This is a genomic window from Bacteroides finegoldii DSM 17565 (assembly GCF_000156195.1).
GTDB lineage: Bacteria > Bacteroidota > Bacteroidia > Bacteroidales > Bacteroidaceae > Bacteroides > Bacteroides finegoldii.
The window spans coordinates 1-23,682 of the sequence record NZ_GG688325.1 but is presented as its reverse complement, the minus strand read 5'-3'; the positions used below and the strand labels follow the sequence as shown (position 1 = coordinate 23,682).

The 23,682-nt window shown below is 47.0% G+C and carries 30 protein-coding genes and 1 tRNA gene; 14 read left to right on the top strand and 17 right to left on the bottom strand.

Features of this window, described 5'->3' with window-relative positions; all coding sequences use genetic code 11:
• The first annotated feature begins 8 nt into the window (after positions 1 to 8).
• From traK to BACFIN_RS08600, 7 genes are read left to right on the top strand one after another with little or no spacing between them, the layout of a single operon-like run.
• Positions 9 to 632, top strand: coding sequence for a conjugative transposon protein TraK (gene traK, locus BACFIN_RS08570; protein WP_004325451.1), 624 nt, complete (start codon positions 9 to 11; stop codon positions 630 to 632).
• Positions 633 to 636: 4 nt separating this feature from the next.
• On the top strand, positions 637 to 933 hold the full coding sequence (locus BACFIN_RS08575) for a TraL conjugative transposon family protein (protein ID WP_007754134.1): 297 nt from the start codon (positions 637 to 639) through the stop codon (positions 931 to 933).
• The gene (gene traM, locus BACFIN_RS08580; RefSeq protein WP_007754131.1) at positions 911 to 2,224 is read left to right on the top strand and encodes a conjugative transposon protein TraM; all 1,314 of its coding nucleotides are present in this window, start codon (positions 911 to 913) and stop codon (positions 2,222 to 2,224) included. Before BACFIN_RS08575 ends, traM begins: the two co-directional genes overlap by 23 nt.
• 33 nt (positions 2,225 to 2,257) lie before the next feature.
• Entirely contained in the window at positions 2,258 to 3,193 is a 936-nt protein-coding gene (gene traN / locus BACFIN_RS08585; protein WP_007754128.1) for a conjugative transposon protein TraN, read from the top strand.
• 3 nt (positions 3,194 to 3,196) lie between these two features.
• Entirely contained in the window at positions 3,197 to 3,778 is a 582-nt protein-coding gene (locus BACFIN_RS08590) for a conjugal transfer protein TraO (protein WP_007754126.1), read from the top strand.
• Positions 3,779 to 3,791: 13 nt separating this feature from the next.
• A complete protein-coding gene (locus tag BACFIN_RS08595; protein ID WP_007754124.1) occupies positions 3,792 to 4,250 on the top strand; it encodes a DUF3872 domain-containing protein in 459 nt (152 codons plus the stop codon).
• Between the two features lie 12 nt (positions 4,251 to 4,262).
• Positions 4,263 to 4,583 carry a hypothetical protein gene (locus BACFIN_RS08600; RefSeq protein ID WP_007754121.1) on the top strand — a complete coding sequence of 107 codons (321 nt, stop codon included), beginning with the start codon at positions 4,263 to 4,265 and terminating at the stop codon, positions 4,581 to 4,583.
• A gap of 203 nt (positions 4,584 to 4,786) precedes the next feature.
• Here BACFIN_RS08600 and BACFIN_RS08605 read toward each other — a convergent pair whose 3' ends face one another.
• The 7 genes from BACFIN_RS08605 to BACFIN_RS08635 form a co-directional block, all read right to left on the bottom strand.
• Positions 4,787 to 5,269 (bottom strand): DUF7258 domain-containing protein, encoded by a 483-nt coding sequence (locus BACFIN_RS08605; protein WP_028728958.1) that lies wholly within the window; start codon positions 5,267 to 5,269, stop codon positions 4,787 to 4,789.
• A gap of 11 nt (positions 5,270 to 5,280) precedes the next feature.
• Positions 5,281 to 5,502, bottom strand: a complete 222-nt coding sequence (locus BACFIN_RS08610) for a DUF3873 domain-containing protein (protein WP_007754116.1) — start codon at positions 5,500 to 5,502, stop codon at positions 5,281 to 5,283.
• A 22-nt stretch (positions 5,503 to 5,524) separates the two neighbouring features.
• Positions 5,525 to 5,737: a hypothetical protein gene (locus BACFIN_RS08615; RefSeq protein ID WP_007754115.1), complete on the bottom strand. Its 213-nt coding sequence runs from the start codon at positions 5,735 to 5,737 to the stop codon at positions 5,525 to 5,527.
• 52 nt (positions 5,738 to 5,789) lie between these two features.
• Positions 5,790 to 6,323: an antirestriction protein ArdA gene (locus tag BACFIN_RS08620; protein WP_007754113.1), complete on the bottom strand. Its 534-nt coding sequence runs from the start codon at positions 6,321 to 6,323 to the stop codon at positions 5,790 to 5,792.
• 634 nt (positions 6,324 to 6,957) lie between these two features.
• Positions 6,958 to 7,488, bottom strand: a complete 531-nt coding sequence (locus BACFIN_RS08625; RefSeq protein WP_007754106.1) for an ORF6N domain-containing protein — start codon at positions 7,486 to 7,488, stop codon at positions 6,958 to 6,960.
• Positions 7,489 to 7,572: 84 nt separating this feature from the next.
• Complete coding sequence (locus tag BACFIN_RS08630) at positions 7,573 to 8,802, bottom strand: site-specific integrase (RefSeq protein ID WP_007478215.1); 1,230 nt, start codon at positions 8,800 to 8,802, stop codon at positions 7,573 to 7,575.
• A 274-nt stretch (positions 8,803 to 9,076) separates the two neighbouring features.
• A tRNA-Ser gene (locus tag BACFIN_RS08635) sits at positions 9,077 to 9,161 on the bottom strand.
• A 240-nt stretch (positions 9,162 to 9,401) separates the two neighbouring features.
• Between BACFIN_RS08635 and pflB the strand changes: the two genes are divergently transcribed.
• Positions 9,402 to 11,630: a formate C-acetyltransferase gene (gene pflB, locus BACFIN_RS08640; protein WP_007754103.1), complete on the top strand. Its 2,229-nt coding sequence runs from the start codon at positions 9,402 to 9,404 to the stop codon at positions 11,628 to 11,630.
• A 15-nt stretch (positions 11,631 to 11,645) separates the two neighbouring features.
• Positions 11,646 to 12,374 (top strand): pyruvate formate-lyase-activating protein, encoded by a 729-nt coding sequence (pflA, locus tag BACFIN_RS08645; protein ID WP_032839646.1) that lies wholly within the window; start codon positions 11,646 to 11,648, stop codon positions 12,372 to 12,374.
• 85 nt (positions 12,375 to 12,459) lie between these two features.
• Here the strand turns inward: pflA and BACFIN_RS08650 are convergent, their stop codons facing one another.
• The 3 genes from BACFIN_RS08650 to BACFIN_RS08655 are packed head-to-tail and all read right to left on the bottom strand — an operon-like array spanning position 12,460 to position 13,630.
• Positions 12,460 to 12,906, bottom strand: a complete 447-nt coding sequence (locus BACFIN_RS08650; RefSeq protein ID WP_007754101.1) for an N-acetylmuramoyl-L-alanine amidase — start codon at positions 12,904 to 12,906, stop codon at positions 12,460 to 12,462.
• Complete coding sequence (locus BACFIN_RS23015) at positions 12,893 to 13,060, bottom strand: hypothetical protein (protein WP_007754099.1); 168 nt, start codon at positions 13,058 to 13,060, stop codon at positions 12,893 to 12,895. The genes BACFIN_RS08650 and BACFIN_RS23015 overlap by 14 nt, the downstream gene beginning before the upstream one ends.
• Positions 13,061 to 13,087: 27 nt before the next feature.
• Complete coding sequence (locus BACFIN_RS08655) at positions 13,088 to 13,630, bottom strand: HU family DNA-binding protein (protein ID WP_007754096.1); 543 nt, start codon at positions 13,628 to 13,630, stop codon at positions 13,088 to 13,090.
• Between the two features lie 214 nt (positions 13,631 to 13,844).
• Here BACFIN_RS08655 and BACFIN_RS08660 point away from each other — a divergent pair, with 214 nt between their 5' ends.
• The gene (locus BACFIN_RS08660; protein WP_007754094.1) at positions 13,845 to 14,075 is read left to right on the top strand and encodes a DUF4248 domain-containing protein; all 231 of its coding nucleotides are present in this window, start codon (positions 13,845 to 13,847) and stop codon (positions 14,073 to 14,075) included.
• A gap of 89 nt (positions 14,076 to 14,164) precedes the next feature.
• The gene (locus BACFIN_RS08665) at positions 14,165 to 16,276 is read left to right on the top strand and encodes a BT4734/BF3469 family protein (protein WP_007754091.1); all 2,112 of its coding nucleotides are present in this window, start codon (positions 14,165 to 14,167) and stop codon (positions 16,274 to 16,276) included.
• Positions 16,277 to 16,837: 561 nt separating this feature from the next.
• Here BACFIN_RS08665 and BACFIN_RS0219925 read toward each other — a convergent pair.
• The 5 genes from BACFIN_RS0219925 to BACFIN_RS08675 all read right to left on the bottom strand — a co-directional run bounded on the left by BACFIN_RS0219925 (position 16,838) and on the right by BACFIN_RS08675 (position 19,347).
• Entirely contained in the window at positions 16,838 to 17,020 is a 183-nt protein-coding gene (locus tag BACFIN_RS0219925; RefSeq protein WP_007754084.1) for a hypothetical protein, read from the bottom strand.
• 98 nt (positions 17,021 to 17,118) lie between these two features.
• Positions 17,119 to 17,253, bottom strand: a complete 135-nt coding sequence (locus tag BACFIN_RS23605) for a hypothetical protein (protein WP_007754083.1) — start codon at positions 17,251 to 17,253, stop codon at positions 17,119 to 17,121.
• A 123-nt stretch (positions 17,254 to 17,376) separates the two neighbouring features.
• Complete coding sequence (locus tag BACFIN_RS23600) at positions 17,377 to 17,502, bottom strand: hypothetical protein (protein WP_007754082.1); 126 nt, start codon at positions 17,500 to 17,502, stop codon at positions 17,377 to 17,379.
• A gap of 33 nt (positions 17,503 to 17,535) precedes the next feature.
• Complete coding sequence (locus BACFIN_RS08670) at positions 17,536 to 18,792, bottom strand: porin family protein (protein WP_007754078.1); 1,257 nt, start codon at positions 18,790 to 18,792, stop codon at positions 17,536 to 17,538.
• Between the two features lie 6 nt (positions 18,793 to 18,798).
• Positions 18,799 to 19,347: an RNA polymerase sigma factor gene (locus BACFIN_RS08675; RefSeq protein ID WP_007754074.1), complete on the bottom strand. Its 549-nt coding sequence runs from the start codon at positions 19,345 to 19,347 to the stop codon at positions 18,799 to 18,801.
• A 174-nt stretch (positions 19,348 to 19,521) separates the two neighbouring features.
• Between BACFIN_RS08675 and BACFIN_RS08680 the strand changes: the two genes are divergently transcribed.
• Positions 19,522 to 20,241 (top strand): NigD1/NigD2 family lipoprotein, encoded by a 720-nt coding sequence (locus BACFIN_RS08680; RefSeq protein WP_032839669.1) that lies wholly within the window; start codon positions 19,522 to 19,524, stop codon positions 20,239 to 20,241.
• Positions 20,242 to 20,341: 100 nt separating this feature from the next.
• Here BACFIN_RS08680 and BACFIN_RS08685 read toward each other — a convergent pair whose 3' ends face one another.
• Positions 20,342 to 21,022, bottom strand: coding sequence for an MIP family channel protein (locus BACFIN_RS08685; protein ID WP_007754064.1), 681 nt, complete (start codon positions 21,020 to 21,022; stop codon positions 20,342 to 20,344).
• 122 nt (positions 21,023 to 21,144) lie between these two features.
• Between BACFIN_RS08685 and BACFIN_RS08690 the strand changes: the two genes are divergently transcribed.
• On the top strand, positions 21,145 to 22,068 hold the full coding sequence (locus tag BACFIN_RS08690; protein WP_007754063.1) for a DMT family transporter: 924 nt from the start codon (positions 21,145 to 21,147) through the stop codon (positions 22,066 to 22,068).
• A gap of 24 nt (positions 22,069 to 22,092) precedes the next feature.
• On the opposite strand, the gene BACFIN_RS08695 is transcribed toward BACFIN_RS08690, so the two are convergent.
• On the bottom strand, positions 22,093 to 23,019 hold the full coding sequence (locus BACFIN_RS08695) for a hydrogen peroxide-inducible genes activator (RefSeq protein WP_007754061.1): 927 nt from the start codon (positions 23,017 to 23,019) through the stop codon (positions 22,093 to 22,095).
• Positions 23,020 to 23,157: 138 nt separating this feature from the next.
• Between BACFIN_RS08695 and BACFIN_RS08700 the strand changes: the two genes are divergently transcribed.
• A complete protein-coding gene (locus tag BACFIN_RS08700; protein WP_007754058.1) occupies positions 23,158 to 23,634 on the top strand; it encodes a Dps family protein in 477 nt (158 codons plus the stop codon).
• The last annotated feature ends 48 nt before the right edge of the window (positions 23,635 to 23,682 follow it).

Here is a 23,682-nt window from a genome sequence, read left to right as displayed (position 1 = left end):
TTTAGTATATGGAATTTAAGTCATTAACGAACATCGAAACGAGTTTCCGGCAAATCAGGCTCTTTGCGCTGGTATTCATCTGCCTGTGCGCACTGGTGACGGGCTTTGCCGTGTGGAACTCGTACAGCTTCGCCGAAAAGCAGCGGCAGAAGATATACGTCCTCGACAACGGCAAAAGCCTGATGCTGGCACTCTCGCAGGACATGGCGCAGAACAGACCCGTGGAAGCCAAGTCGCACGTGCGGCGTTTCCACGAACTTTTCTTCACGCTCTCACCCGACAAGGGGGCTATCGAAAGCAACATCAAACGCTCGCTGTTCCTCGCCGACAAGACCGCTTTCAACTATTACAAGGACTTGGCGGAAAAGGGCTACTACAACCGGGTGATTTCCGGAAACGTCACGCAGACGGTGGAGATTGACAGCGTGAAGTGCGACTTCGACCAGTACCCCTACAAGGTGAACACGTATGCCCGCCAGTTGATTGTCCGGGAAAGCAGCCTGACGGTGCGAAGCCTTGTGACCTCGTGCCGCCTGCTCAACGCCACACGGAGCGACAACAACCCGCACGGCTTCATCATCGAAGCGTTCACCATTACCGAGAACAAGGATTTGCAGACCATTAAGAGATAGCCTTATGGAAAGAAAACGAAACTACATCGGAAAGGTGCGGGACTGGGCGGACGACCGCCTGCGCCGAATGTGCGGACGGATTACGCCGGGCAAAAGGCTGGCGGTTATCCTCGTGATGTTCTTCTTCCTTGGCGGCTTGTCTATCTACATTACCGTTTCATCAATCTACAACATCGGGAAGCGGGACGGCAGGCGGCTGCAAATAGAACACATCAGGCAACTGCCGTTGCACGGCAACGACACAACCAAAAGTATCAACCCCTTAAACAGACCGCAATATGGAAGAAGTACAGAAGAATGAGAACGGCACGACCGTACCGCAGGCGGACGGGAAGCCGAAAAAGGAAGATAAACCCAAACGGGAACTTACCCCGCAGCAGGTGCAGCAGCGCAGGAAAATGATAGTCTTCCCGCTGATGTTCCTTGCCTTTGCCGGGTGCATGTACCTGATATTCGCACCCTCCGGCAAAGAGGACGTGAACGTGGAAAGCGTGGGCGGCTTCAACGCCGACATACCCCTGCCCGCAGAGGACGGGATTATAGCCGACAAGCAAAAGGCTTACGAACAGGCGATGATAAGCCGCAGGCAGCAGGAGAAGATACAGTCCTTGCAGGACTTCGGTTTCACCGGGAACGATGAAGCGGAAGAACCGCAAGCGGAAATCGACCTGATGCCGGAAGAGGATGCGAAGCCCCAAAGGGGCGGCGGTGCTTCTTCGGCATACGCTTACCGGGACATCAACCGCCAGTTAAGCACGTTCTATGAAACTCCGGCGGTGGACGAGGAAAAAGAGGACTTGAAGCGGCAGGTAGCGGAACTGACCGATAGGCTGCAACAACAGAACGCCACACCCACCGCTGACGACCAAATGGCACTCTTGGAAAAGTCCTACGAGCTGGCGGCAAAGTACATGAACGGCGGGCAGGGACAAGTCGCACAAGTCCCGGTAACGGGCGACATTGACCGCAAGCCGGATGCGGTGGCGGTGCAGGCTGTCAGGGAAACGACCGTTTCGGGATTGCGGCAGCCCATGAGCGATGCCGACTTCATCCGGGCTTACAGCCAGCCACGAAACTACGGCTTCAACACGGCAGTAGGCACGGGGTACGCTATGGGAAAGAACACGGTAGCCGCCTGCATCCACCAAGACCAAACCCTGACGGACGGGCAGGCGGTGAAACTACGGCTGCTCGAACCCATGCAGGCGGGGAACATAGTCGTGCCGAAGAATACCCTCGTGGCGGGGACGGCAAAGGTGCAGGGCGAGCGGCTTGACATACTGGTGTCCTCGATTGAGTACGCTGGCAACATCATCCCGGTGGAACTCGCCGTGTTCGACACGGACGGGCAAAAGGGGCTGTCCGTCCCGTCCTCTATGGAGCAGGAAGCGTTCAACGAAGCTATGGCGAATATCGGAAGCGGGCTGGGTACAAGCATTTCCTTTGCCCAAAGTGCCGGGCAGCAGGTGGCTATGGACGTGACAAGGGGATTGCTGCAAGGAACGTCCGGCTACCTCGCCAAGAAGTTCCGAACCGTGAAAGTGAAGCTGAAAGCCGGGTACAGGGTGATGCTTTACGCCAAACAACAATAACCATTTTATCAACCGTTAAAATTTCAATTAGCAATGAAACAGATTTTTGTAATGTTCGCCCTCTTGCTGGGCGTGTGTGCGGCAAACGCACAAACCACTGACACCGTGAAGTATGCGGCTGGCAACGACTTGTACCGGGGGATTACCCGGAAACTCCCGTACCGCCAAATGGTTACGCCCTACGGCGTGGAAGTGACCTTTGCCAAGACGGTGCATATCATCTTCCCCGCCGCCGTCCGCTATGTCGATTTGGGAAGCAACCATATCATAGCGGGTAAGGCGGACGGTGCGGAGAACGTAATCAGGGTGAAAGCCACGACAGAGGGCTTTCCGGGAGAAACGAACTTCTCCGTTATCTGCGAGGACGGCAGTTTCTTTTCGTTCAACGCCAAGTACGCCCGTGAACCGGAAATGCTCAACATCGAAATGAAAGACTTCTTGGAGAATGAAGATACGTCCGACTTCTCACATACCCGGATGAACATCTATTTCCGGGAACTGGGGAATGAAAGCCCGCTATTGGTGAAACTGATAATGCAGAGCATCTACAAGAACAATGACCGGAAAGTGCGCCACTTGGGTAGCAAGCGTTTCGGCATACAGTTCTTAATCAAGGGGATTTACACCTATAACGGGATGCTCTATGTACACACGCAGACAAAGAACAGTTCCAACGTGCCTTTCGATACCGACTTCATCAAGTTTAAGATAACCGATAAGAAAGTACCCAAGCGCACGGCTATTCAGGAAACGGTGCTGGATGCGGTACGTAGCTACAACGAGGTGATAGAGATTGCAGGAAAAAGTACCGTGCGCACGGTGTACGCCCTGCCGAAGTTCACCATTCCTGACGACAAGCTGCTGGTCGTGGAACTCTACGAGAAGAACGGCGGGCGGCATCAGACCATACGGGTGGAGAACGCCGACATCGTGAACGCAGAAGTGATTGACGAACTAAAAATCAAATAGGGAATGAAAAGACACATCTTTATAATGATGCTCTTTGCGCTGTGCCTGACCTCGTTTCAGGCACATGCGCAAAGATACCTGCCGGGCATGAAAGGCTTGCAAGTCACGGCGGGCATGGCGGACGGGGTGCATTGGAACTCCGACACGGATTTTGCCTACCACATCGGGGCGGCGTACAGCGTTTACACCAAGAACGCCAACCGCTGGGTGATTGGCGGCGAATACCTGCACAAGAAGTATGACTACAAGGATATGCAGATACCCGTAGAACAGTTCACCGCAGAGGGCGGCTATTACCTGAAATTCCTATCGGACAGGCGAAAGACTTTTTTCCTTTCATTGGGATTGTCGGCTCTCGCCGGGTACGAAACAAGCAACCGAAGCGAAAAGCTGCTGCCGGACGGCTCTACCTTGCTGGATAAGGATTGCTTCATCTACGGCGGTGCGCTGACGCTGGAACTGGAAGCCTACCTGACCGACCGGATAGCCTTGCTTGTCAGTGCAAGGGAACGGGCGTTGTTCGGCTCGGACATAGGCAAGTTCCACACGCAGGTATCTTTGGGACTGAAATTCATTATCAACTGACCGCTATATAATAATGTATATGAAGAATGTAATGTATAAAATCATCATGGGCTGCTACATCGTGGCCGCCCTCGTGCTTGTCACCGCCTGTAATGACAACTTGGATATTCAGCAGGCGTACCCGTTCAGCATCGAAACACTGCCAGTACCCAAAAGGCTGAAAGTCGGGGAAACCGCCGAAATACGCTGCCGACTGGTGCGTGGCGGCTATTACCAGCCGACTACCTATCAGATAAGGTATTTCCAGCCGGACGGCAAAGGGAAGCTGGAAATGGATAACGGCACGGTGTTCCTGCCCAATGACCTCTACCCGCTGGAGAAAGAAACGTTCTGGCTCTACTACACCTCGGCATCGACCGACCAGCAGACGATTGACATTTATATCATCGACAGCTTCGGGCAGATGCAGCAACTTACACTATCATTCAATAATGACAACAGCGAAGAAGAAACGGAAACAATAACCCCCTAATAATAAAACGACATGGTAAAAATAGAATTGGATATAGAAGGCATCTCGTGGTACATAGAAACCACGTTGGAAACAGATACAGTTCCGGCAGTAGGTGACATCATCATTATGGACAAGGACTGTATTTCCGAACGTGACAGTGCTGAATTATGGAAAACGCCGTCCAATCAGGTTTTCAAATGGGCGGACGAAGAAGATGATGCGCCTGTAATGGAATGGTTCGATTGCGACACGGAAATGCTTGTCAATAAACGGACATGGAAATATGACATCGAGGAAGAAGAAACCGTGTGCATACTTGGTGTAAAATTTATTCACTATGAGGATTTATAGTTGCGACATTCGTTTTTATCATCCTCTTGGGAAACCGGGTATGGAATGATACGCAAAGCGTAAATATCGGGCAGACATCCCGCCGGGAAGCATCGGCGGGATGTTTCCATGATAGGGAAAACGAAAGGCTTCTTTGTTACTTTCTTCACCCGCTGGCAGGCTCACGGAAGAAAGTAACGGCGGCAAGCAGCCGCCGTTTTCTATCAACTGGTTTTAAGGCTCTTTATGGACGTGTATTTCTCTAACCACACCTTTACCTGCTCCATGTTATATTCGCCCGTGATGATTGCCGTATGGTCGTCTATAGCTACAAACCGGACACTTTCATAGCTGTTTACCCAGCCTTGCAGGGAACAGACACCCCACGTTGCAACATCTTCAAAAACACTGCGGTCTATCCGGCTGATTGGTTCGCCGAAAACTACCGTCATTATCTGAAAGTCCGGTTTATCCTCCAACAGTTGCAAATGGTGCAGCGTGCCGAACTCGTCTATTTTGCGCCCCCACGCCCACACATCATTATACAAATCATCGCCCCACTGGTGCGGGTGGTCGAAACGGACTTTTACCTCTATGGTGTGTTCGTTTTCTTCTGTGTCCTCGATAACGCCCGTTACCATTAAGCCCGTAAAAATGCACTCGCAACGCCTGCCGATAAGCTCCTTGTTTACTTCTGTTGTTTTCATGTCCCTAAAATTTACTTGTTTATTACTCCGTTCTTCTTCGCTATCCATTCGTCACGCCTGCGGCGGCACTCGTCCAGCGTTTTGGCTACCGTGCTGAAAAGTTCGCCGTCCGTGTGGCGGTAGTCATATTGATAATAAATTTGTCCCCTGAAAGCCCCTAAACAGCATTTCACGAACTTTTCTTCTCCCGGTGTTTGGGTAATGCTTACCCCGTTTTTGTTAAGTGACTGCATGATGTTCTATTTTTTTTAATGGTTATAATATCAGTAAAGAAAGCAACAGCAGGAAAAGCAGAGCCACGCCCAGCGCATAAAGGGCTGAAAGGCAGACCCGGAGCAGGAAACGGGCGGCACAAAACACGATATACGCCGTTATCGCCGTGCCTGCTCCGGCTACGCTGGTAAACCGCCATGCAAGGCAGAGCAGCAACACCCGCCAAAGGATTTTATAAATGCTTTTCCGTTTCATCGCTTGGTCGTTTTTAACGGGCAGGGCTTTGACACCCCGCCCGGATTGGTTGTTATGCCGCACGGAACACAAAACCGTCATCAAACCAGTAATCGCACATAAAAAGGTCACGGGCGAACTTTTCATAATCGAAATAGGTCTTTGCGAACTCCGGCAGGTCGTAGCATTCCTCGATAATTTCATAGGCGAAATCTTCTTCATCGTCATATTGACCCAGATACTCGTCCCGGAAATCACGTACAAGGTCGTCCGCATCTTCCTCGCCCAAATCATGGCTTTTATAGTTGCACCACACGAAAAAGGCTTCCTGCTCGGTGTCGCTCAAATCCTCCACCGCATCACGCAGGGCGAAGAAGTTTTCAGAAATCCAGCTTTCGCCGATTAAGCCCTCCGGCACGTTCTCCCAGTCCTGAAACATGTATTCCGCATCTTCCTCGTCCTTGTGAAGTTCCCGGCAGGCTTCATAAAATTCTTCCTTGTCCGAATAGTCCGAAAGGTCGAGCCATGCGCCGGACAATGAACCGTTGTTGTACTTGGCATAAGTGCCTACATAAACTTTTGCTTCCGATAATACCTTTGCTTCCATATTGCTGTAATTTTTTAAGTTTTTAATTTTATGCGGATTTGAGAGGTGAGGGAGTTGAAGTTTCACTGAATTTTTTTCCTGTTTCCCGTAAATCCGACTTTTTTTTTATGCGTCTTCCGGTCGGGTCGGTCGTTTTCGTTTCACATAGGCGTAAAAGGGTAGTGTTTAGAGTTTGCAAGGTTTTGGGCAAAAAATACCTCGCAAGGCAGGGAAGATTTTTTCGCCAAACCGGAACGGCTCGACCTTGCAAAATCGTGAAGAACACGTAACTACCTTTGCCTATTGAAATGATTAAAACGACTGTCCCGGCTGGGGGACTGCGTAAGAGGAAGATTTACAAATAGGGAAACTGGGGAAAAGTGCCTGTTCTCTTTCATCTTTTAGGGAACACTCCATGCGGGCGGGAAAGGCAAGGGTGTTGTGAGCTTGCTTGCAATACGCTTGTGCGGGTTTCCAACGGCTCTTTTCACGAAATACAGTCAGCCATGCCACGCACGGCTGGCGTTTCGGGAAATGTGCCAGTTGGAAAAGGATATAAAAAATGCGGGTAGTCGGTAGACTGCCCGCAAGGTGGAAGAATGTACAATGCTGGGATATAGGTTATTAAGTGGAATTTCGTTACCGAAATCGTTACCTATTCGTTCTTGCCACGGTTATAGGTAACGAAACCTACCGGACGGCGTTCTTTCTGTTGTTTCGACTGGCTCAAAAGCTGGGTAAGGACTTGGTACAGTTCGTTGAACTGCGCATCGGTGCTTACCTCCAGTTCCTCGATGCGCCTTGACAGTTCCTCGTAACCGATTGCCATTTGGCGCATGAGGACAAAAGCCCGCATGATTGAAATGTTTACTTCTATGGCTACTTTGGAGCGGAGAACCGAAGAAAGCATGGCTACGCCCTGCTCGGTGAAAGCCATAGGCATAGCAACGCCGAAGTTGTAAGCAGGGGGTATCACATTTTGTGATACCCCTATGGATAACAGCAAGTTAGCTTCCTCTTGGGTGAGTACAAACATAAAATCACCCGGAAAACGCTCGATATTGCGCTTGACCGCCTGCTTCAAGGCTCGTGTTTCCACTTGGTAGAGTTCTGCCAAATGATAATCGAGCATCACCCGGCAACTTCTGACCTCAAAAATCTTGTTTTGGATAATCTGCAAATCCATAATCGTATATTTTAGGAGATTTAGCAATGTTGGAATAATAGTAAGGACTGGTCACAAATTGTGACCAGTTCCATATAATCAAGATTACATGGCAACTTCCTTGTAAATCTTCTCAATGCCGACAAACTTCTTGTCAAGCCCCTGCATATCGCTGCCTATCTTGCTGTTGGTGATGCGGGCGTAGATTTGCGTAGTTTCTATGTTTGTGTGTCCCAGCATCTTGGACACCGTTTCAATGGGTACGCCCTTTGACAGCGTGGTGGTCGTGGCGAACGTGTGCCGGGCAAGGTGGAATGTCAGGTTCTTTTTAATACCGCATATATCGGCAATCTCTTTCAAGTAGGCGTTTAGCTTCTGATTGCTGATTACGGGAAGTATCTTGCCGTCCGGCAACTTGCCCTTGTACTTCTTCAAAATCATCTTGGGAATATCCAGCAGGGGGACATTCACGTCCGTGTTGGTCTTTACCCGCTTGGTGATTATCCAAAGGTTGCCGTCAAAAGACTTTTGGATATTCTCCTGCCGCAAATTGGCGACATCGCTGTATGCCAGACCGCAGAAACAGGAAAAGACGAACAAGTCCCTGACGTGTTCCAGCCGTTCGGAAACCATTTTCTTTTTAAGGATAATTTTAATCTCGTCCTCTGTCAGATAACCCCTGTCCACTTTTTCCAGCCGGATTTTGTAGCTGGCGAAAGGGTCGCCCACCAGTATGCCGTTGTTACGGGCGATGATGATGATACGCTTGAAGAACTGCATGAACTTGGCGGTGGTGTTGTAGCCGCACTTGCAGGCGGTACGCAAATACAACTCAAAATCGGTAATGAACATCGGGCTTATCTCCTTTATGGATATGTCCGATACGTTGTACTTGCTTTGGATAAATTCAGCGAGGTGGCGGCGGGTCACTTCATACTTGCGGTAGGTCGCTATCGTCTTGGATATGCCTACAAGCTGCTTCACATCGTCATTGTGCTTTTGGAACAATGAAAGGATTGTTTCGTGGCTCTCGCTGTGTCCCAAGAACTCGTTTTTCACTTTCTCGGCGGTCACGTAATTGTCACGCCGCTGCATTTCGTGGTAAATGGTATTCAGGGAAGAACGTATGTCGTCCAAAAGGGCGTTTATCCTCCCGGCATCCCTGCCTTTGGCTTTGCCCGCAGTAATGCTCCAGTTGTCGGGCTGGATGCTCTGTTTCGTACTGAACTGGCAAAGTTTGCCGTCTATGGTGATGCGTGCCATAATCATAACCTCGCCGTTTTTCTTTTCAGAACCTTTCTTCAAATAAAAAAGAACCTTGAATGTCGATTTCATAACTCACTTTTTTTAGTTGCAAAATTAATTTTTACCTCTCGTTTTCGAGTTATGCAGACTATGGACTAATCAAGTCATTATCAGGTCATTTATGGACAAATCGTTACCGTTTTTGTCCGGCGGGGAATAGGTAACGATTTAGTAACGAAACTTTGTCTTTTACCGTACTTTTGAAGTCTTGGAAGCAGGACTTTCGGGCAATAAAAAAAAGCCACAAATCATTGATTTGTAGCTTTTTGTCCGTTTGCTGACCATTTCTGTCCAGCACGTTCAGCGGAGAGACAGGGATTCGAACCCCGGGAAGTGTTACCTTCAACGGTTTTCAAGACCGCCGCAATCGACCACTCTGCCACCTCTCCAAAACTCCTTTATCAGGAGTGCTTTTCGTCAAAAGCGGTGCAAAGGTACGAAGATATTTCAAATATGCAAGAGTTTCTCTAAAAAAAATCAGCCATCTATTTCTAAAAGATAGCAATTTATAGGTATTTTATGTTGGACAGCATAAAATCAGAGTATATTTATGCTGATTATATGAAAAATGATTGTAACTTTGTGCGCTCTAAAGAAAAGGATAACTACAACCTCTAATTTTATCATTTATGGAATTAAATAAGATCTTTAAAGACGGTCTTTGGAGCAGCGAAATCAACGTAAGAGATTTCGTAAGTCATAATATCACTCCGTACTACGGAGATGCATCTTTCCTCGAAGGACCTACCGAACGCACAAAAGCTGTATGGAACCGCTGCCTCGAAGCATTGGCTGAAGAGAGAGCAAACAACGGTGTCCGCGCACTGGATAATGTTACCGTATCTACCATCACTTCCCACAAAGCGGGATATATCGACAAGGAAAACGAACTGATCGTCGGTCTGCAGACAGACGAACTGCTGAAGCGTGCCATCAAACCTTTCGGGGGTATCAACGTAGTAAGCAAGGCGTGTCACGAAAACGGTGTCGAAGTGGACGACCGCGTAAAAGATATTTTCACTCATTACCGTAAGACGCACAATGACGGAGTATTCGACGTATATACAGAAGAAATCCGTTCGTTCCGCTCATTGGGATTCCTCACCGGACTGCCCGACAACTATGCGCGCGGACGTATCATCGGTGACTACCGCCGTATGGCTCTTTACGGTATCGACCGACTGATAGAGGCCAAGAAAGAAGACCTCCGCAACCTGACCGGCCCGATGACCGAATCCCGCATCCGTCTGCGCGAAGAAGTAGCGGAACAGATCAAGGCATTGAAGGATATGAAGGTGCTGGGCGAATACTACGGTCTCGACTTGAGCCGTCCCGCCTATACCGCACAGGAAGCCGTACAATGGGTGTACATGGCTTATCTGGCTGCCGTGAAAGAACAAGACGGAGCAGCCATGTCATTGGGTAATGTTTCTTCTTTCCTCGATATCTACATGGAATATGAATTGAGCAAAGGAACCATCACCGAGTCTTTCGCACAGGAGCTGATCGACCAGTTTGTCATCAAACTGCGTATGGTACGCCACCTGCGTATGCAATCCTACAACGATATCTTTGCCGGCGACCCGACTTGGGTAACCGAATCTCTGGGAGGCCGTCTCAACGACGGACGCACGAAGGTTACAAAGACTTCTTTCCGTTTCTTGCAGACATTGTACAATCTCGGTCCTTCACCGGAACCGAACCTGACTGTACTGTGGAGCCCGGAACTGCCGGAAGCGTTCAAAGAATTCTGTGCTAAAGTTTCTATCGACACTTCTTCCATCCAGTATGAGAACGACGACCTGATGCGTGAAGTGCGCCAGTCTGACGACTACGGAATCGCCTGCTGCGTGTCTTACCAGGAAATCGGAAAGCAGATCCAGTTCTTCGGTGCACGCTGCAACCTGGCGAAAGCCCTGCTGCTTGCCATCAACGGCGGACGTTGTGAGAACACCGGTACGGTAATGGTGAAAAACATCCCCGTACTGACAAGTGATGTTCTCAACTTCGAAGAAGTAATGAGCAACTACAAGAAGGTATTGACAGAAATCGCACGTGTTTACAACGAAGCGATGAACATCATCCACTATATGCACGACAAGTATTACTACGAGAAAGCCCAGATGGCGCTTGTAGATACGAACCCGCGCATCAACCTCGCTTACGGTGTAGCCGGACTCTCCATCGCGCTCGATTCACTGTCGGCTATCAAATATGCGAAAGTAACCGCACGCCGCAATGACATCGGTCTGACGGAAGGTTTCGATATCGAAGGTGAGTTCCCTTGCTTCGGAAATGACAACGACAAGGTAGACCACCTGGGTGTCGACCTGGTATATTTCTTCAGTGAAGAATTGAAGAAACTTCCGGTTTACAAGAATGCCCGTCCTACTCTGTCTTTGCTCACCATCACTTCCAACGTGATGTATGGCAAGAAAACAGGTGCTACTCCCGACGGACGCGCCAAAGGTGTCGCTTTTGCTCCGGGAGCCAACCCGATGCACGGACGCGACAAGAACGGTGCTATCGCTTCTTTGAGTTCCGTAGCGAAACTTCGTTACCGCGACTCTCAAGACGGTATCAGCAACACGTTCTCCATTGTTCCGAAATCATTGGGAGCCACTGAAGAAGACCGTATCGAAAATCTGGTAACAATGATGGATGGTTACTTCACCAAAGGCGCTCACCACCTGAACGTGAATGTTCTGAACCGTGAAATGCTTTATGATGCGATGGAACATCCGGAAAAATACCCGCAGCTTACCATCCGCGTTTCCGGTTATGCCGTAAACTTCGTGAAGTTGAGCCGCGAACACCAATTGGAGGTTATCAGCCGTAGCTTCCACGAACGAATGTAATCAGATCTACTCAATATGACGATAAACGTACATTCATACGAAAGTATGGGAACATTCGACGGGCCGGGCTTACGGCTCGTCGTTTTTCTTCAAGGATGCAATTTCCGCTGCCTGTATTGCGCCAACCCTGACACAATAGCCGGGAAAGGAGGCACACCTACTCCACCGGAAGAAATCGTCCGCATGGCTATGAGCCAACGTCCTTTTTTCGGGAAACGCGGAGGAGTCACTTTCTCCGGAGGAGAACCTACGTTTCAAGCCAAAGCACTAGTCCCTTTAGTGCGTGAACTGAAAGAAAAGGGAATGCATGTATGCATAGACAGCAACGGCGGTATCTGGAACGAAGAAGTAGAAGAACTTTTCAAACTGACGGATCTTGTATTGCTGGATATTAAAGAGTTCAATCCGGCACGCCATCAGGCACTGACCGGAAGAAGTAACGAGCAAACCATCCGCACGGCAGCATGGCTGGAAGAAAACGAGAAACCTTTCTGGCTGCGTTATGTATTAGTGCCCGGCTACAGCGATTTCGAAGAAGATATCCGCCGTTTAGGAGAGGCTCTGGGAAAATATAAGATGGTGCAACGAGTGGAAATCCTGCCTTATCATACATTAGGCGTACATAAGTATGAAGCGATGGAGCAGGAATACAAGCTGAAAGACGTAAAAGAAAATACCCCCGAACAACTTGAAAAAGCCGCGGAGGTATTTAAAGAATATTTCACTACTGTGGTGGTCAATTAGTTGAAGAAGTTGAGAATTGAGAGTTGAGAATTGAGAGTTAACCATGCAGTATAACAGTGCGCAGCCAACTCTCAACTCTCCATTCTCAACTCTCAAATTCTTCAATCACCTCGAAACAGGGGCATTCTTTGATCCGTTCCCACGGGTCCACGATTCCGTTATAATTCGTATCAGGACTCAGATCCCGGTGTCCCACAACTTTCGCTTCAGGATAACGCTGTAACAACTCTCTCACCAAGCGATGCAAAGCCTCTTTCTGACGTGGGGTGCGTGTATCTGCCGGTTTCCCGTTCGCGTCCAATCCGCCTTCAAAGCACACACCCAAACTGATCGAGTTGTAGCCACGCGCATGAGCACCTACCATATCCTCGTCCCGCATCGGTTCTATCTGCCCCGACTTACGCACGTAATAGTGATACCCCCAGCACGAGAATCCCCTGAAACGGTGAGCCGTATCCACATCCTTTGCCGTAAAATCACGGTCGGCACGGGTGGCGGAACAATGAATGACAATCAGACTAATCTTTCTCATCTTCCTTCGCCCTTTCCGTTGTTTTCACGTTGCACACCTCCTTGTGCGTAGCATTATAACGCACTTCCCTCACTACTCTTTCACGTTTTCCCTTTCCGAAGAAAGGAATGAGGCACATAATCACCTCCAGGATTTTACTTACGATCTCTTTCATATTTTTACCAAATTAATGTTAGTACTATTATTCAGCCGGATCCGGAGCTTCTCCGTTGTTGTCCGATCCGCCATCACCGGACCCACCGTCACCTTTATCACCACTACCTCCGTCACCGTTGCCACTACCTCCGTCACCGTTGCCGCCATCGCTTCCATCGCCCGACTGGGCAGCCGCGCGTGTACGCACTTGCTGATAACTAAGAATCTTCAGCAATTCCGCCAACTGTTTTCCCGGACGGAAAATGATATGCGCTCCCTTGATCATCGAAGTGGCGAACTCCTTAACCGACTCTGCTCCCTCACTGGTCAACCCGATCTGCAAACTACCCAAATCACCCAGCCGCACAATACGCCCCGCCTTCAACGAACGCTTCGCCTCATAAAGAATACCGGAAATCGAGGCACGCACATCCGTTTCCGTACAGGTGGAACGACTGGTGATCGCCTCACACAACTCTTCAAAATCCAACTCGCCCGCTGATTGCGCTTGGGCATAATACTTAGCCGGTTCATCCTTTTTTGCAGGATTCTTACGCGGCACTACTGAATAAGAAACTGTCATTGCCATACTAAAATAATTTTAAAGTTTTTGTACATTAGAAATGCATTTCCTTCTTGTTAACGACACAAAGATACAACCTCTTCCACACTCCCTGTTCCCCAACGAAGTTTCTTGATCTCGAATGAAGTTTCTTGATTTCCAATGAATAAAAGTGAAGTTATTCCTTTCTCAAACCGTTTATTTTCAGTAACTTTATAGCATACAACAAGAACAATCAGTTATGAATAACAAAGAAAACCTCTTCATCATCCGCACCTATACGAAAGCAGAGCTGGCACATCTTTACAACCCTACCGTATGCATCAAAGTTGCTTTACAAATTCTCCGGAGATGGATTCTCTTCAACCTCCCTCTCCTACACGAACTGGAAGCGGAGGGTTACCGTGCACGCAACCGCCTGCTCTCTCCCAAACAGGTGGCTACCATCGTGCAATATCTGGGAGAGCCCTGAAAGAACTTTTCACTATTTTCCCGAAAGTTTCGTTACATCTCGCTGCAAAAGAGTTATTTCGCAGCCGACTAAAAAAGTAAACTAAAGAAATGAATCAATTCAACATTTTTCTTGACTTCTATCGCATCATAGCAGAAATGACCGAAGAAGAAATCGTATCTGCCATCGGTAGTCCAAAGTATCGTAACACAGTAGAAAGCGTACGACGCATCTTCCTGGAGCAGGGAGAGAAAGCTGCAAACGAAGAGAAGAAGAAACTGCCTTCCGTCACATTCTCCGCCAATTATCGGGGTGGCCGTTCCAATGCGACCCTTGTCAAATATCTGGGATATATCGTGATAGATATAGACCATTTGAGTAAAGAAGAGTTAGCGCGTATCCTGCAAACGGTGAGAGCGTGCAGCTACACCCGAATCGCCTTTATCAGCCCCAAAGGTATGGGACTGAAAATCATAGCGCACACACAACGGCCGGACGGGACATTGCCCGACACCATTCAGGAAATAGAAGATTTCCACAATGCAGCCTACAATAAGGTCGCTTCTTTTTACTCCCAACTTTGCCAGACCGAGATTGACACCTCCGGTCAGGATGTGGGGCGTACCTGTCTGTTGTCATACGATCCGGGCATCTATTTCAATCGTGACGCCACTCCCTTCATCGTGGAACAGCCCCCTCTGTTCTATAAAACGCAAAAGAAGAAGAAAACACCCGGAAGGAAAAAGCAGGAAACGGACAACAATCCGGTCAGTGAAGAGACCGCGCTCAACTATCATTCCTCACACGCTTCATTAATGGTGACTCTGAACTACTATCACAACAAGTCGGAAAAATACACCGAAGGAAACCGCAACAATTACCTGCATCATCTGGCGTGCAAATACAACCGTCACGGCATTCCCGAACAGGAAGCGGCAGCTTTCATAAAGAGCCTGTTTACCGACCTCCCGACGGAGGAAACGGATTCGCTGATTGCCAGTGCTTATGCACATACGGAGGAGTTCAATACGAACAAGCTGAACAGTACCCAAAAACGAATGCTGCAAATAGAACAGCATATCAGCGAGTGTTATGAGACGCGCTATAACGAGTTGCTTCACATCATGGAATATCGCCGGAGGGTTTCCGAAACAGAGCAGCCGGATCCTTTCCGCATTCTTGATGACAGGATGGAGAACAGCATTTGGATGGAGATGAATGAGCTGGGCTATGCCTGCAACGTGAAGATGATTCAGAATCTGATTTACTCCGATTTCAGTAGCAGCTACCACCCTATCCGCGAGTATTTTAAGGAACTTCCCGAATGGGACGGGACAGATTATATCCGTATTCTGGCGGACAGTGTCCGTACCAACCACCAAAGTTTCTGGACGGAGTGCCTGGAGCGTTATCTGGTAGGGATGTGTGCTGCCGCCACCCAAGACGATGTCGTCAACCACACCGTGCTTTTGCTATGCAGCGAGGTGCAGAATATCGGCAAGACAACCTTTATCAACAACCTGCTTCCGCCCGAACTGCGCACTTATCTTTCTACCGGCCTTATCAATCCGAACAGTAAAGACGATTTGGCCAAAATAGCGCAATCAATGCTTATCAACCTTGACGAATTCGAAGGAATGAGCGGGCGCGATCTGAATACATTCAAGGATTTGGTGACCCGTAAAGTAATCAGTATCCGTCTCCCGTACGCACGCCGCTCGCAGAACTTCCCACACACCGCCTCCTTTGCCGGAACGTGCAACTATCAGGAGATTCTTCACGACACGACAGGCAACCGCCGCTTCCTTTGTTTCCATGCCGATTCCATCGAGTTTATCAAAATCAATTATACTCAACTGTATGCGCAGATAAAGCATTTGCTCAACACTCCGGGTTATCAATATTGGTTCACGCAGGAGGACAACAACCGGATCGAAAAGAATAATGAAGATTTCATTTTCCATTCACCGGAAGAGGAACTGGTACTCACCCATATCCGCAAGCCGGAACGGTTTGAAAAGGTACAGTACCTCACTGTCAGCGAAATTGCCGAACTGATCCGTGAGCGTACCGGTTATCAATATTCCATCGGAGCGAAGATCCAGATTGGCAAAGTAATGGTCAAGCATAATTTTGAGTCTAAAAAGGGAAGAAATGGAAGAAGATATGCCGTATTTGTCATTGCCCCCGAACAGGTAAAATCGAACAGGCTATACGAATAAAAAGAGCGACCCATGATTGGGTACAGTAGCTAATAAAAATGCAGAGTTATCTTTGACAACTCTGCATTTTTTATCCCTACAAATCCATCGAAAATTCGATTCTACACCCTAAGACATTCATTATCCGATATAAACTTAACAGGTATCCTATCCTGTGTCTCCAAAAGCATTAGCACATATAATATTTTATCTTGGTGCTTGCATCCAAGCTATTTAAGAACTCTTTAAAACATCCTTTATATGCAATTATTTTCCTTTCCATACTGCAAATACACGAGATGTTGTTCAACTATACAACAAAACTTCCTGTTTTTATCTATTTTCATTCTATTTACCACGAAAGTGTGAGAGGTGTGAGAGAGGATTTGTAACATTTGTATTTTTTTTAATTGAATATATAGATAATAGAATTAAATAATAGAAAAGTAGAAAGTTGAAAATTCTCTCTCACACCTCTCACACTTTTGTATTCTCTTTCTGAAAAAGACAGCGGAAAATCTGAAAAAAGCCACCGTCTTTTTCAAATTTCCCGCCATGTTTTTCTAAATCCAGCAACCTGGCTTATCCAAGCCAGTCAAACTCCCCTTCCTTACAGCCCTCTATCTCTCCGGCATGTATCTTCTTCGCATAAGATACCAGTGTCTCTATCTTAAGTACCTTGCCAGTTTTCGGGCTAATCACGTCTATCACAGTCGCTAAATAACGGATAGTCTGTTCGCTATTAGCAGTTCCATTGAAAGTCAATCTCTTCTGATCAATAGCCCGCAGAATAATGGCGATGAATCTTTTCGGATCTCCCAGATATTCTATGCTAGCAGGTATCTCCGACTTCGTTTCCCGAATCAGTTGAGCGGATATTCTTTTTTTTGGTCGATCAGACCCATCAATTTTGCACTTTGCGCATCAATCTGTGCGCTTACCTCACTAAGTTCGTTTTTCAACGAACAAAATAACTCATCGTCAAATACGTGTTTCATAAAACAATCACATTAAATTATTAAATAAAAACTATTCCGGGAAGACTTATAATAACTCTCACCCGAAATAGTTACTAATACTTCGAAAAGTAAGACTTTATTTTTAACCTAATGTACTCACTTTTAATCCACTTCTTTCGACTTCGCATTCCAAACCAATAAGGCAAAGAAAACAGATAGTAAAGCCGCACCAATCCAGAACACAGGAAGAAAGCCCTGACTTTCAGGAGTAGAGACTTCCTTTATCAATCAATATGATTATTTTGAATAGTTACAGTCTGATTAATAAGTTAAACGGACACCCGCCTGTATATTGAAATTGAACGGATTCTCCTTTCGTATCGTCTGAATATCCGAACCATCATCGAAATAGTAAGCGACACCCGGTTCTACATAAATACCGATATGTTTCGTGGCATTCAACTGCGCACCCACCGCACCGGACACCGAGAATTGCAGAGGTTTCACCGTCTCCTTGTCCGAACCGAGCTTGCCATAAACACACTTCTCGACCATACCACCACCGGATACATAAAGAGTCACGAGTTTCTTATCCAGAAAATTCCAGTTGGCACGCAATGGGATACCGACATAGTGCAGCTTCTGTTCTATCTGATGTTCTTCATTCGCAAGTTTCGCGTCCGAAGAAAGTAATGTATAGGTCAGCCCCGTCTCAAGAGAAAAGCCTCTCGCCAAAGCTTTACGGACGGATAATCCGAAAGAGATGGGTTGGTGATGCTTAATGTCTACTACCCGCCTTTCTTTTTGAAGCAGATAAGGTACTCCACCCTCAAAAACCAATGTCTGGTCGTTAGGAATCTCCATCAAACCGTCTGAAACAGAAAGCATACTCACACGAGACATGTAAGGATTGATTCCTGTCCCCACTTCCGTTGAAGCCCCTCCGGAATTGCCGACTGAAAGCCCCATCGACCATGTCCCTTTTCGAGAAGTCGCTTTCTCTGCCGGAATATGATATTTATCCTTACCGGAAGGTCGGCGAGGTCTTCTGACAGTAGATCGGTCATCATTCTCAGTCTGTGTCATATCCGAACGCTTTTCTTCCATCTTTTCCGCTTCTTCCTTCACCGTAGGTTCAACTTCTTCCGAAACAGATTCAACCTCCTCCACTGCAAATTCGTCTCCTATCGCCTTATGTTCGGAAACTGCAGGAGCCGCCTTCGCCAACCGGTTCTCACGAGCCACCGGTCTCAATACAGGTTCCACGGAAGAGCCCTGCACATCCGGTCGCTGCACTCCCGGCAACGCATCGGGCATAGAAGCCAATGCCGGAGTTTGCGTATTACGTATATGATCCGCAGCAGGTGTTCCCAGAAAATACAGGCTTACGGACGAGACAACGGCCAGTAATATAACGGCTGCAGCAACCATCATCCATCTTCGATAAGGATATATTCTCCTCTCCACAGGAGGCATAAGCTCTTTCTCCAGTTGTTCCCAACCGGAAGCAGGTACAGGCTCGGAATAATCCGCGAGCTTCTCCTTCAACTTATTCATCCACAAATCTTTCTCTTCCATCTCTATCTATCCATTATGCATTATCCATTCTTTTACTCTTTTTGCCAATACACTCTTCGCGCGAAACAGTTGCGAAGCCGAAGATTTTTCATTGATACCTAATGCTTGGGCAATTTCCTTATGCGACTTGTCTTCGAAGGTATAAAGGTTAAACACGGTACGGTATCCGACGGGCAACTCTTCGATAAACTGCATCAGCACTTTTTGCGGAATCGCCTCTACATCGGATGTATCCGGCTCTTCATATTCCTCTGGCAGCTCTTCCAAGGGTGTCGACTGATTCATTACATCGTTCTTGCGAAGATACTGCAATGCAATGTTGACCATCACCCTCTCCATCCACGCCCGCAGGGAACCTTCACCCCGCCAGGTGAACTTGTCGAAAGAATCGAATATCTTTATAAAACCGTCGTGAAGCAGGTCTTGGGCAGTATCACGGTCGCCGATATACCGAAGACAAATTCCAAGCATACGCCCCGCATACTGCTCATACAGCTCCTTGCGGGCACGGTTATTGCCTAGCCTGCATTGTTCCGACAACTCAAATTCTTCCATTCTCCTATACACGTGTTTACCTTATAAATGCAGCAAAGATAGAAATACTGCACCTAGAGAACAACTCTTTTTGCACTTTTGTTTCTTTAACAGATTCGAATGCAATATTTCCGTTCTCTACGCATTTTTCCAATACAAAGCAATAATTAATCAATCTAAAACCTAAGTATGTATATGAAGAAATTTAAATTCATTGCCTTTATCTTTGCTATTATGACCACTACGCTGATTCTTCAGTCATGCCTGGACGATAACGACGGTCCGGCCGACCTGCTGGTTATCAGCACGATCAACAAAATCAGCCAGGATAGCAAGGATTTTTATTTCACTCTCGATAACGGTGAAAAGATGTATCCCAATAATGGCCAGGAATGGAACAGTGCGGAATTTGCAGAGGGGCAACGCGCCTTTGTCATTTTTAACGAACTGGAAACTCCCGTAAACGGATATGACTACAATGTGCAAGTAAAACAGATTAATGAAATACTTACAAAAGATATCGTCGAGATGGATGACGATGAAAATACTGAAGAGAAAATCGGAGATGATAAAATAAACACTACTGATATGCGTATCAACAAAGATAACAAATATCTGACGATTGAATACCAATACTACGGTACGCACAGTGCAGATAAAAAACATTTCCTGAATCTGGTAATCCCCAAAGCGGAAGCCGCTCCTACCACAGAAGACGGTAGCGGAAAAGATGAATATATCAATCTTGAATTCCGTCACAACAGTGAGGGAGACTATCCCCAGACTTTGGGTGAGGGATACGTATCTTTCAAGCTAGATAAAATCAAGGACCGGATGGAAGGAAAGAAAGGACTGAGAATCCGCGTAAATACCCTATATAGCGGCATTAAAACTTATGAAGTAAAATTTCCCTAATCTGCTAATCTAAAATGAAAAACACTCTTTTTTTTTAATATATTAATTACGCAAAGGAGGACGGTAGTTGTGAAACTGCCGTCCCTTTCTTTTTTATGAGTTATTTCTTATCTCCCAGATAATTCCATACGACAGCGCTCAAGGCAGCTCCGACGAAAGGAGCAATGATGAATAGCCACAACTGCGACAAGGCTTCTCCTCCCTCGAACAATGCCGGAGCAATACTGCGTGCCGGATTGACAGAAGTACCTGTAATAGGAATACATACGATATGCACCAACACCAGAGTGAGGCCGATAGCAAGTCCTGCCAAATTACCTGCCCCCTTCTTCGAGTCGGTAGCACCAAGCACTACCAATACAAAAATGAAAGTAAATACCGCTTCCGCAATGAATGCCTGTAACATCTCCCCGTCACCAAAACTGTTCGATCCCGTTACCGTAGGACCGTCATGGGCTCCGGTAGAAACCAAAGCAAAAAGAATAGCCGAGCCGATAATAGCTCCGATCACTTGGAAAAGCATATACATTCCTGCATCTTTTCCATTCATACGTCCTGTCAGAAATACCCCTAAAGTGATAGCAGGGTTAATATGACATCCCGAAATGCCTCCGATAGCATACGCCATCGCCACTACTGATAATCCAAAGGCCAAAGCCACACCTACCGTGCCCACACCGGCACCTACTGTTCCCGCCATATTGCCCGCAAAAACGGCACTACCACATCCCATAAGGACAAGTACCATTGTCCCGATCATTTCTGAAATGTACTTCTTCATAGTAAATCAATATTGTTAATTGTTTATTTTCCAAAAATAATCAATTAAGTCTGAAAGTCAAAGTATATCTATACAATTATAGCTATCTTTGCAACATTTTTTAAACAAAGGAATTATTTCAAATGAAAAAAGGACTCTTTTATGCTATATTGGCCTCTGTTCTATGGGCTATCGTCAATCCCTTTATCAAACAAGGGCTGAGCTACGATTTCACTCCCATGAATTTTGCCGGACTCCGTTTCACGACTGTGGGGATTATCTTATTCGCATATACCTGGCACAAAGGAATGTGGCAGGAAATACGGCAACACAGCAAACTATTTCTGAACCTAGTGCTTATCAATATGTTTATGGGATACACGGCCTTTTATTTTGGCGTGGACTTTGTAAGCGGGGCCATCTCGTCTATCATCATGGGAATGACTCCCCTTATCAATGTATTGTTGGCTCATCTGCTCGCAAGCGATGACCGCCTAAACGCGCATAAGATTATCAGTCTCATTGTCAGCCTTATCGGACTGTTCCTTATCATCGGAATGGGAAGTGACGGCGAGCCGCTCGACTGGAAAGGAATTACGGGTATCGTGCTTCTGCTGCTTAGTATCATTTTTCAAGGCTATTCCGCCATCTCCGTTTCGGAAGATAAGGGAAAGGTGAATCCTATTTTCCTGAATGCCGTACAGATGTTTTTCGGAGGACTGCTTATATATATGGTAGGATTGGGCACGGAAGGTTATCATTCTTTCATCGGAAAGCCAAGCGGATTCTATATCAGTCTCGGCATTCTCGTATTTATCTCGGTCTTCGCCTTCAGCTTCTGGTTTATCGCCTTGCAAAGCAAAGGAGCGAAAGTCAGCGATATCAATATGTGCAGGCTGATCAATCCCATTCTCGGTGCAGTACTGAGTTGGGTTATGCTGCCGGACGAATATCCCACATTCAGTACAGTGGCAGGAATGATTATTATTGTCAGCTCCTTGATTATCTATTTCAAAGGAGCTGAAATAAGCCAATGGCTCAAGAATAAAACGGCGAAAGTAAGTTGATACGGCAAACACTGAGCTGACAGACTACAGTAAACACTGAACAGACTGCAACGTCAGCATTTCTTTAGGGACCGCTGATTTTATCTCTTCCTTGAGGACGCAAAGCAAAGTGTGGCGAACGAAATCTTTGCTTGTAGCCAACACAACCTGGCGTGTAGGACGCGGGATGGCGAACGGCCGCACTAGTTTACGTTGTTCTTCCGTCAACTGCACGACAGCCAGTTCGGGGATAAACGTGATTCCTTTTCCGCTTTCCACCATCCGCATGAAGGTTTCCATACTACCCAGACGATAGGCCATCTGACTGACTTTCACCGCTTCCATCTGGCAAAAGCGAACGAGTTGGTCGCGAAAGCAATGTCCCTCATCCAACAGCCAAAGCCGTTCACCGGTTATATCGGAGGTGCGGATAACATCATGTTTGAAGGAGGGTTCTTTCTTGGATACATACGCATAAAATTGCTCGTAAAACAATGTTTCTTCCGTCAGAAAACTATCCTCCAGCTTGCTGGCGATAATTCCCGCATCCAGATCTCCGGCATGCAAGGCCTGCTGAATATCCTGCGTCTTCATTTCCGTCACCCGAATATCCAACTCCGGATACTTCTCCATCAATTGGGGGAAGAAACGCGGAAGCAGGTAAGGAGCTACCGTCGGCAATACTCCTAAACGGAATATGCCGGACAATGATTGTTTCTCTTCACTGATTATCTCTTTTACCTGAGCCGCCTGAGCTAAAATCACCCGTGCCTGATCAATCACTTTTTGCCCGATAGTAGTAGGGCAAACGGGTTGCACGGTTCGGTCGAACAGCTTCACACCCAGCTCGTCTTCCAACTTCTGAATCATGGCACTCAATGTAGGCTGTGTCACCCGGCAATATTCAGCCGCCCGGGCAAAATGCCGGAACTGATCTACCGCTAATATGTATTCCAATTGTTGTATTGTCATCTATCAAATTATTTAAAGTTATAGATTTCATCTATGCAAAGATAGAAATTTTCAGTTTGACAGCAAGCATTTTACGCCTTATCTTTGCAGTACAGAAAAAAAATAAAACGAGTATAAATCATTAAAAATAAAACGAATATGAAAACTTTAGAATTTATCAAGCTGAATGAATCGGGAGCAAACAACGTAGTAGCATCTTTGCAACAACTATTAGCGGACTTCCAAGTATATTACACGAATCTTCGTGGTTTCCACTGGAACATCAAAGGACATAATTTCTTCGTTCTCCATAGCCAGTTCGAGAAGATGTATGACGACACAGCCGAAAAGGTGGACGAAATAGCAGAACGAATCCTAATGTTGGGCGGAACTCCTGCCAACAAATTCAGTGATTATCTGAAAGTGGCTAATATCAATGAAGTGGACAAGGTGAGCAATGGTGACGAGGCTCTGAACAGCATTCTCCAGTCTATCAGCTATCTGATCGGTGAGGAACGCAAGATTCTGTCTATCGCTTCTCAAGCCGGAGACGAAGTAACCGTTTCGATGATGAGCGATTATCTGAAAGAACAGGAAAAACTGGTTTGGATGTTGGTGGCTTATAATAGTAAGTAATTGAAAATAAAAAAACTCTCGCTACAAATATTTGTGGGGACTATCCAT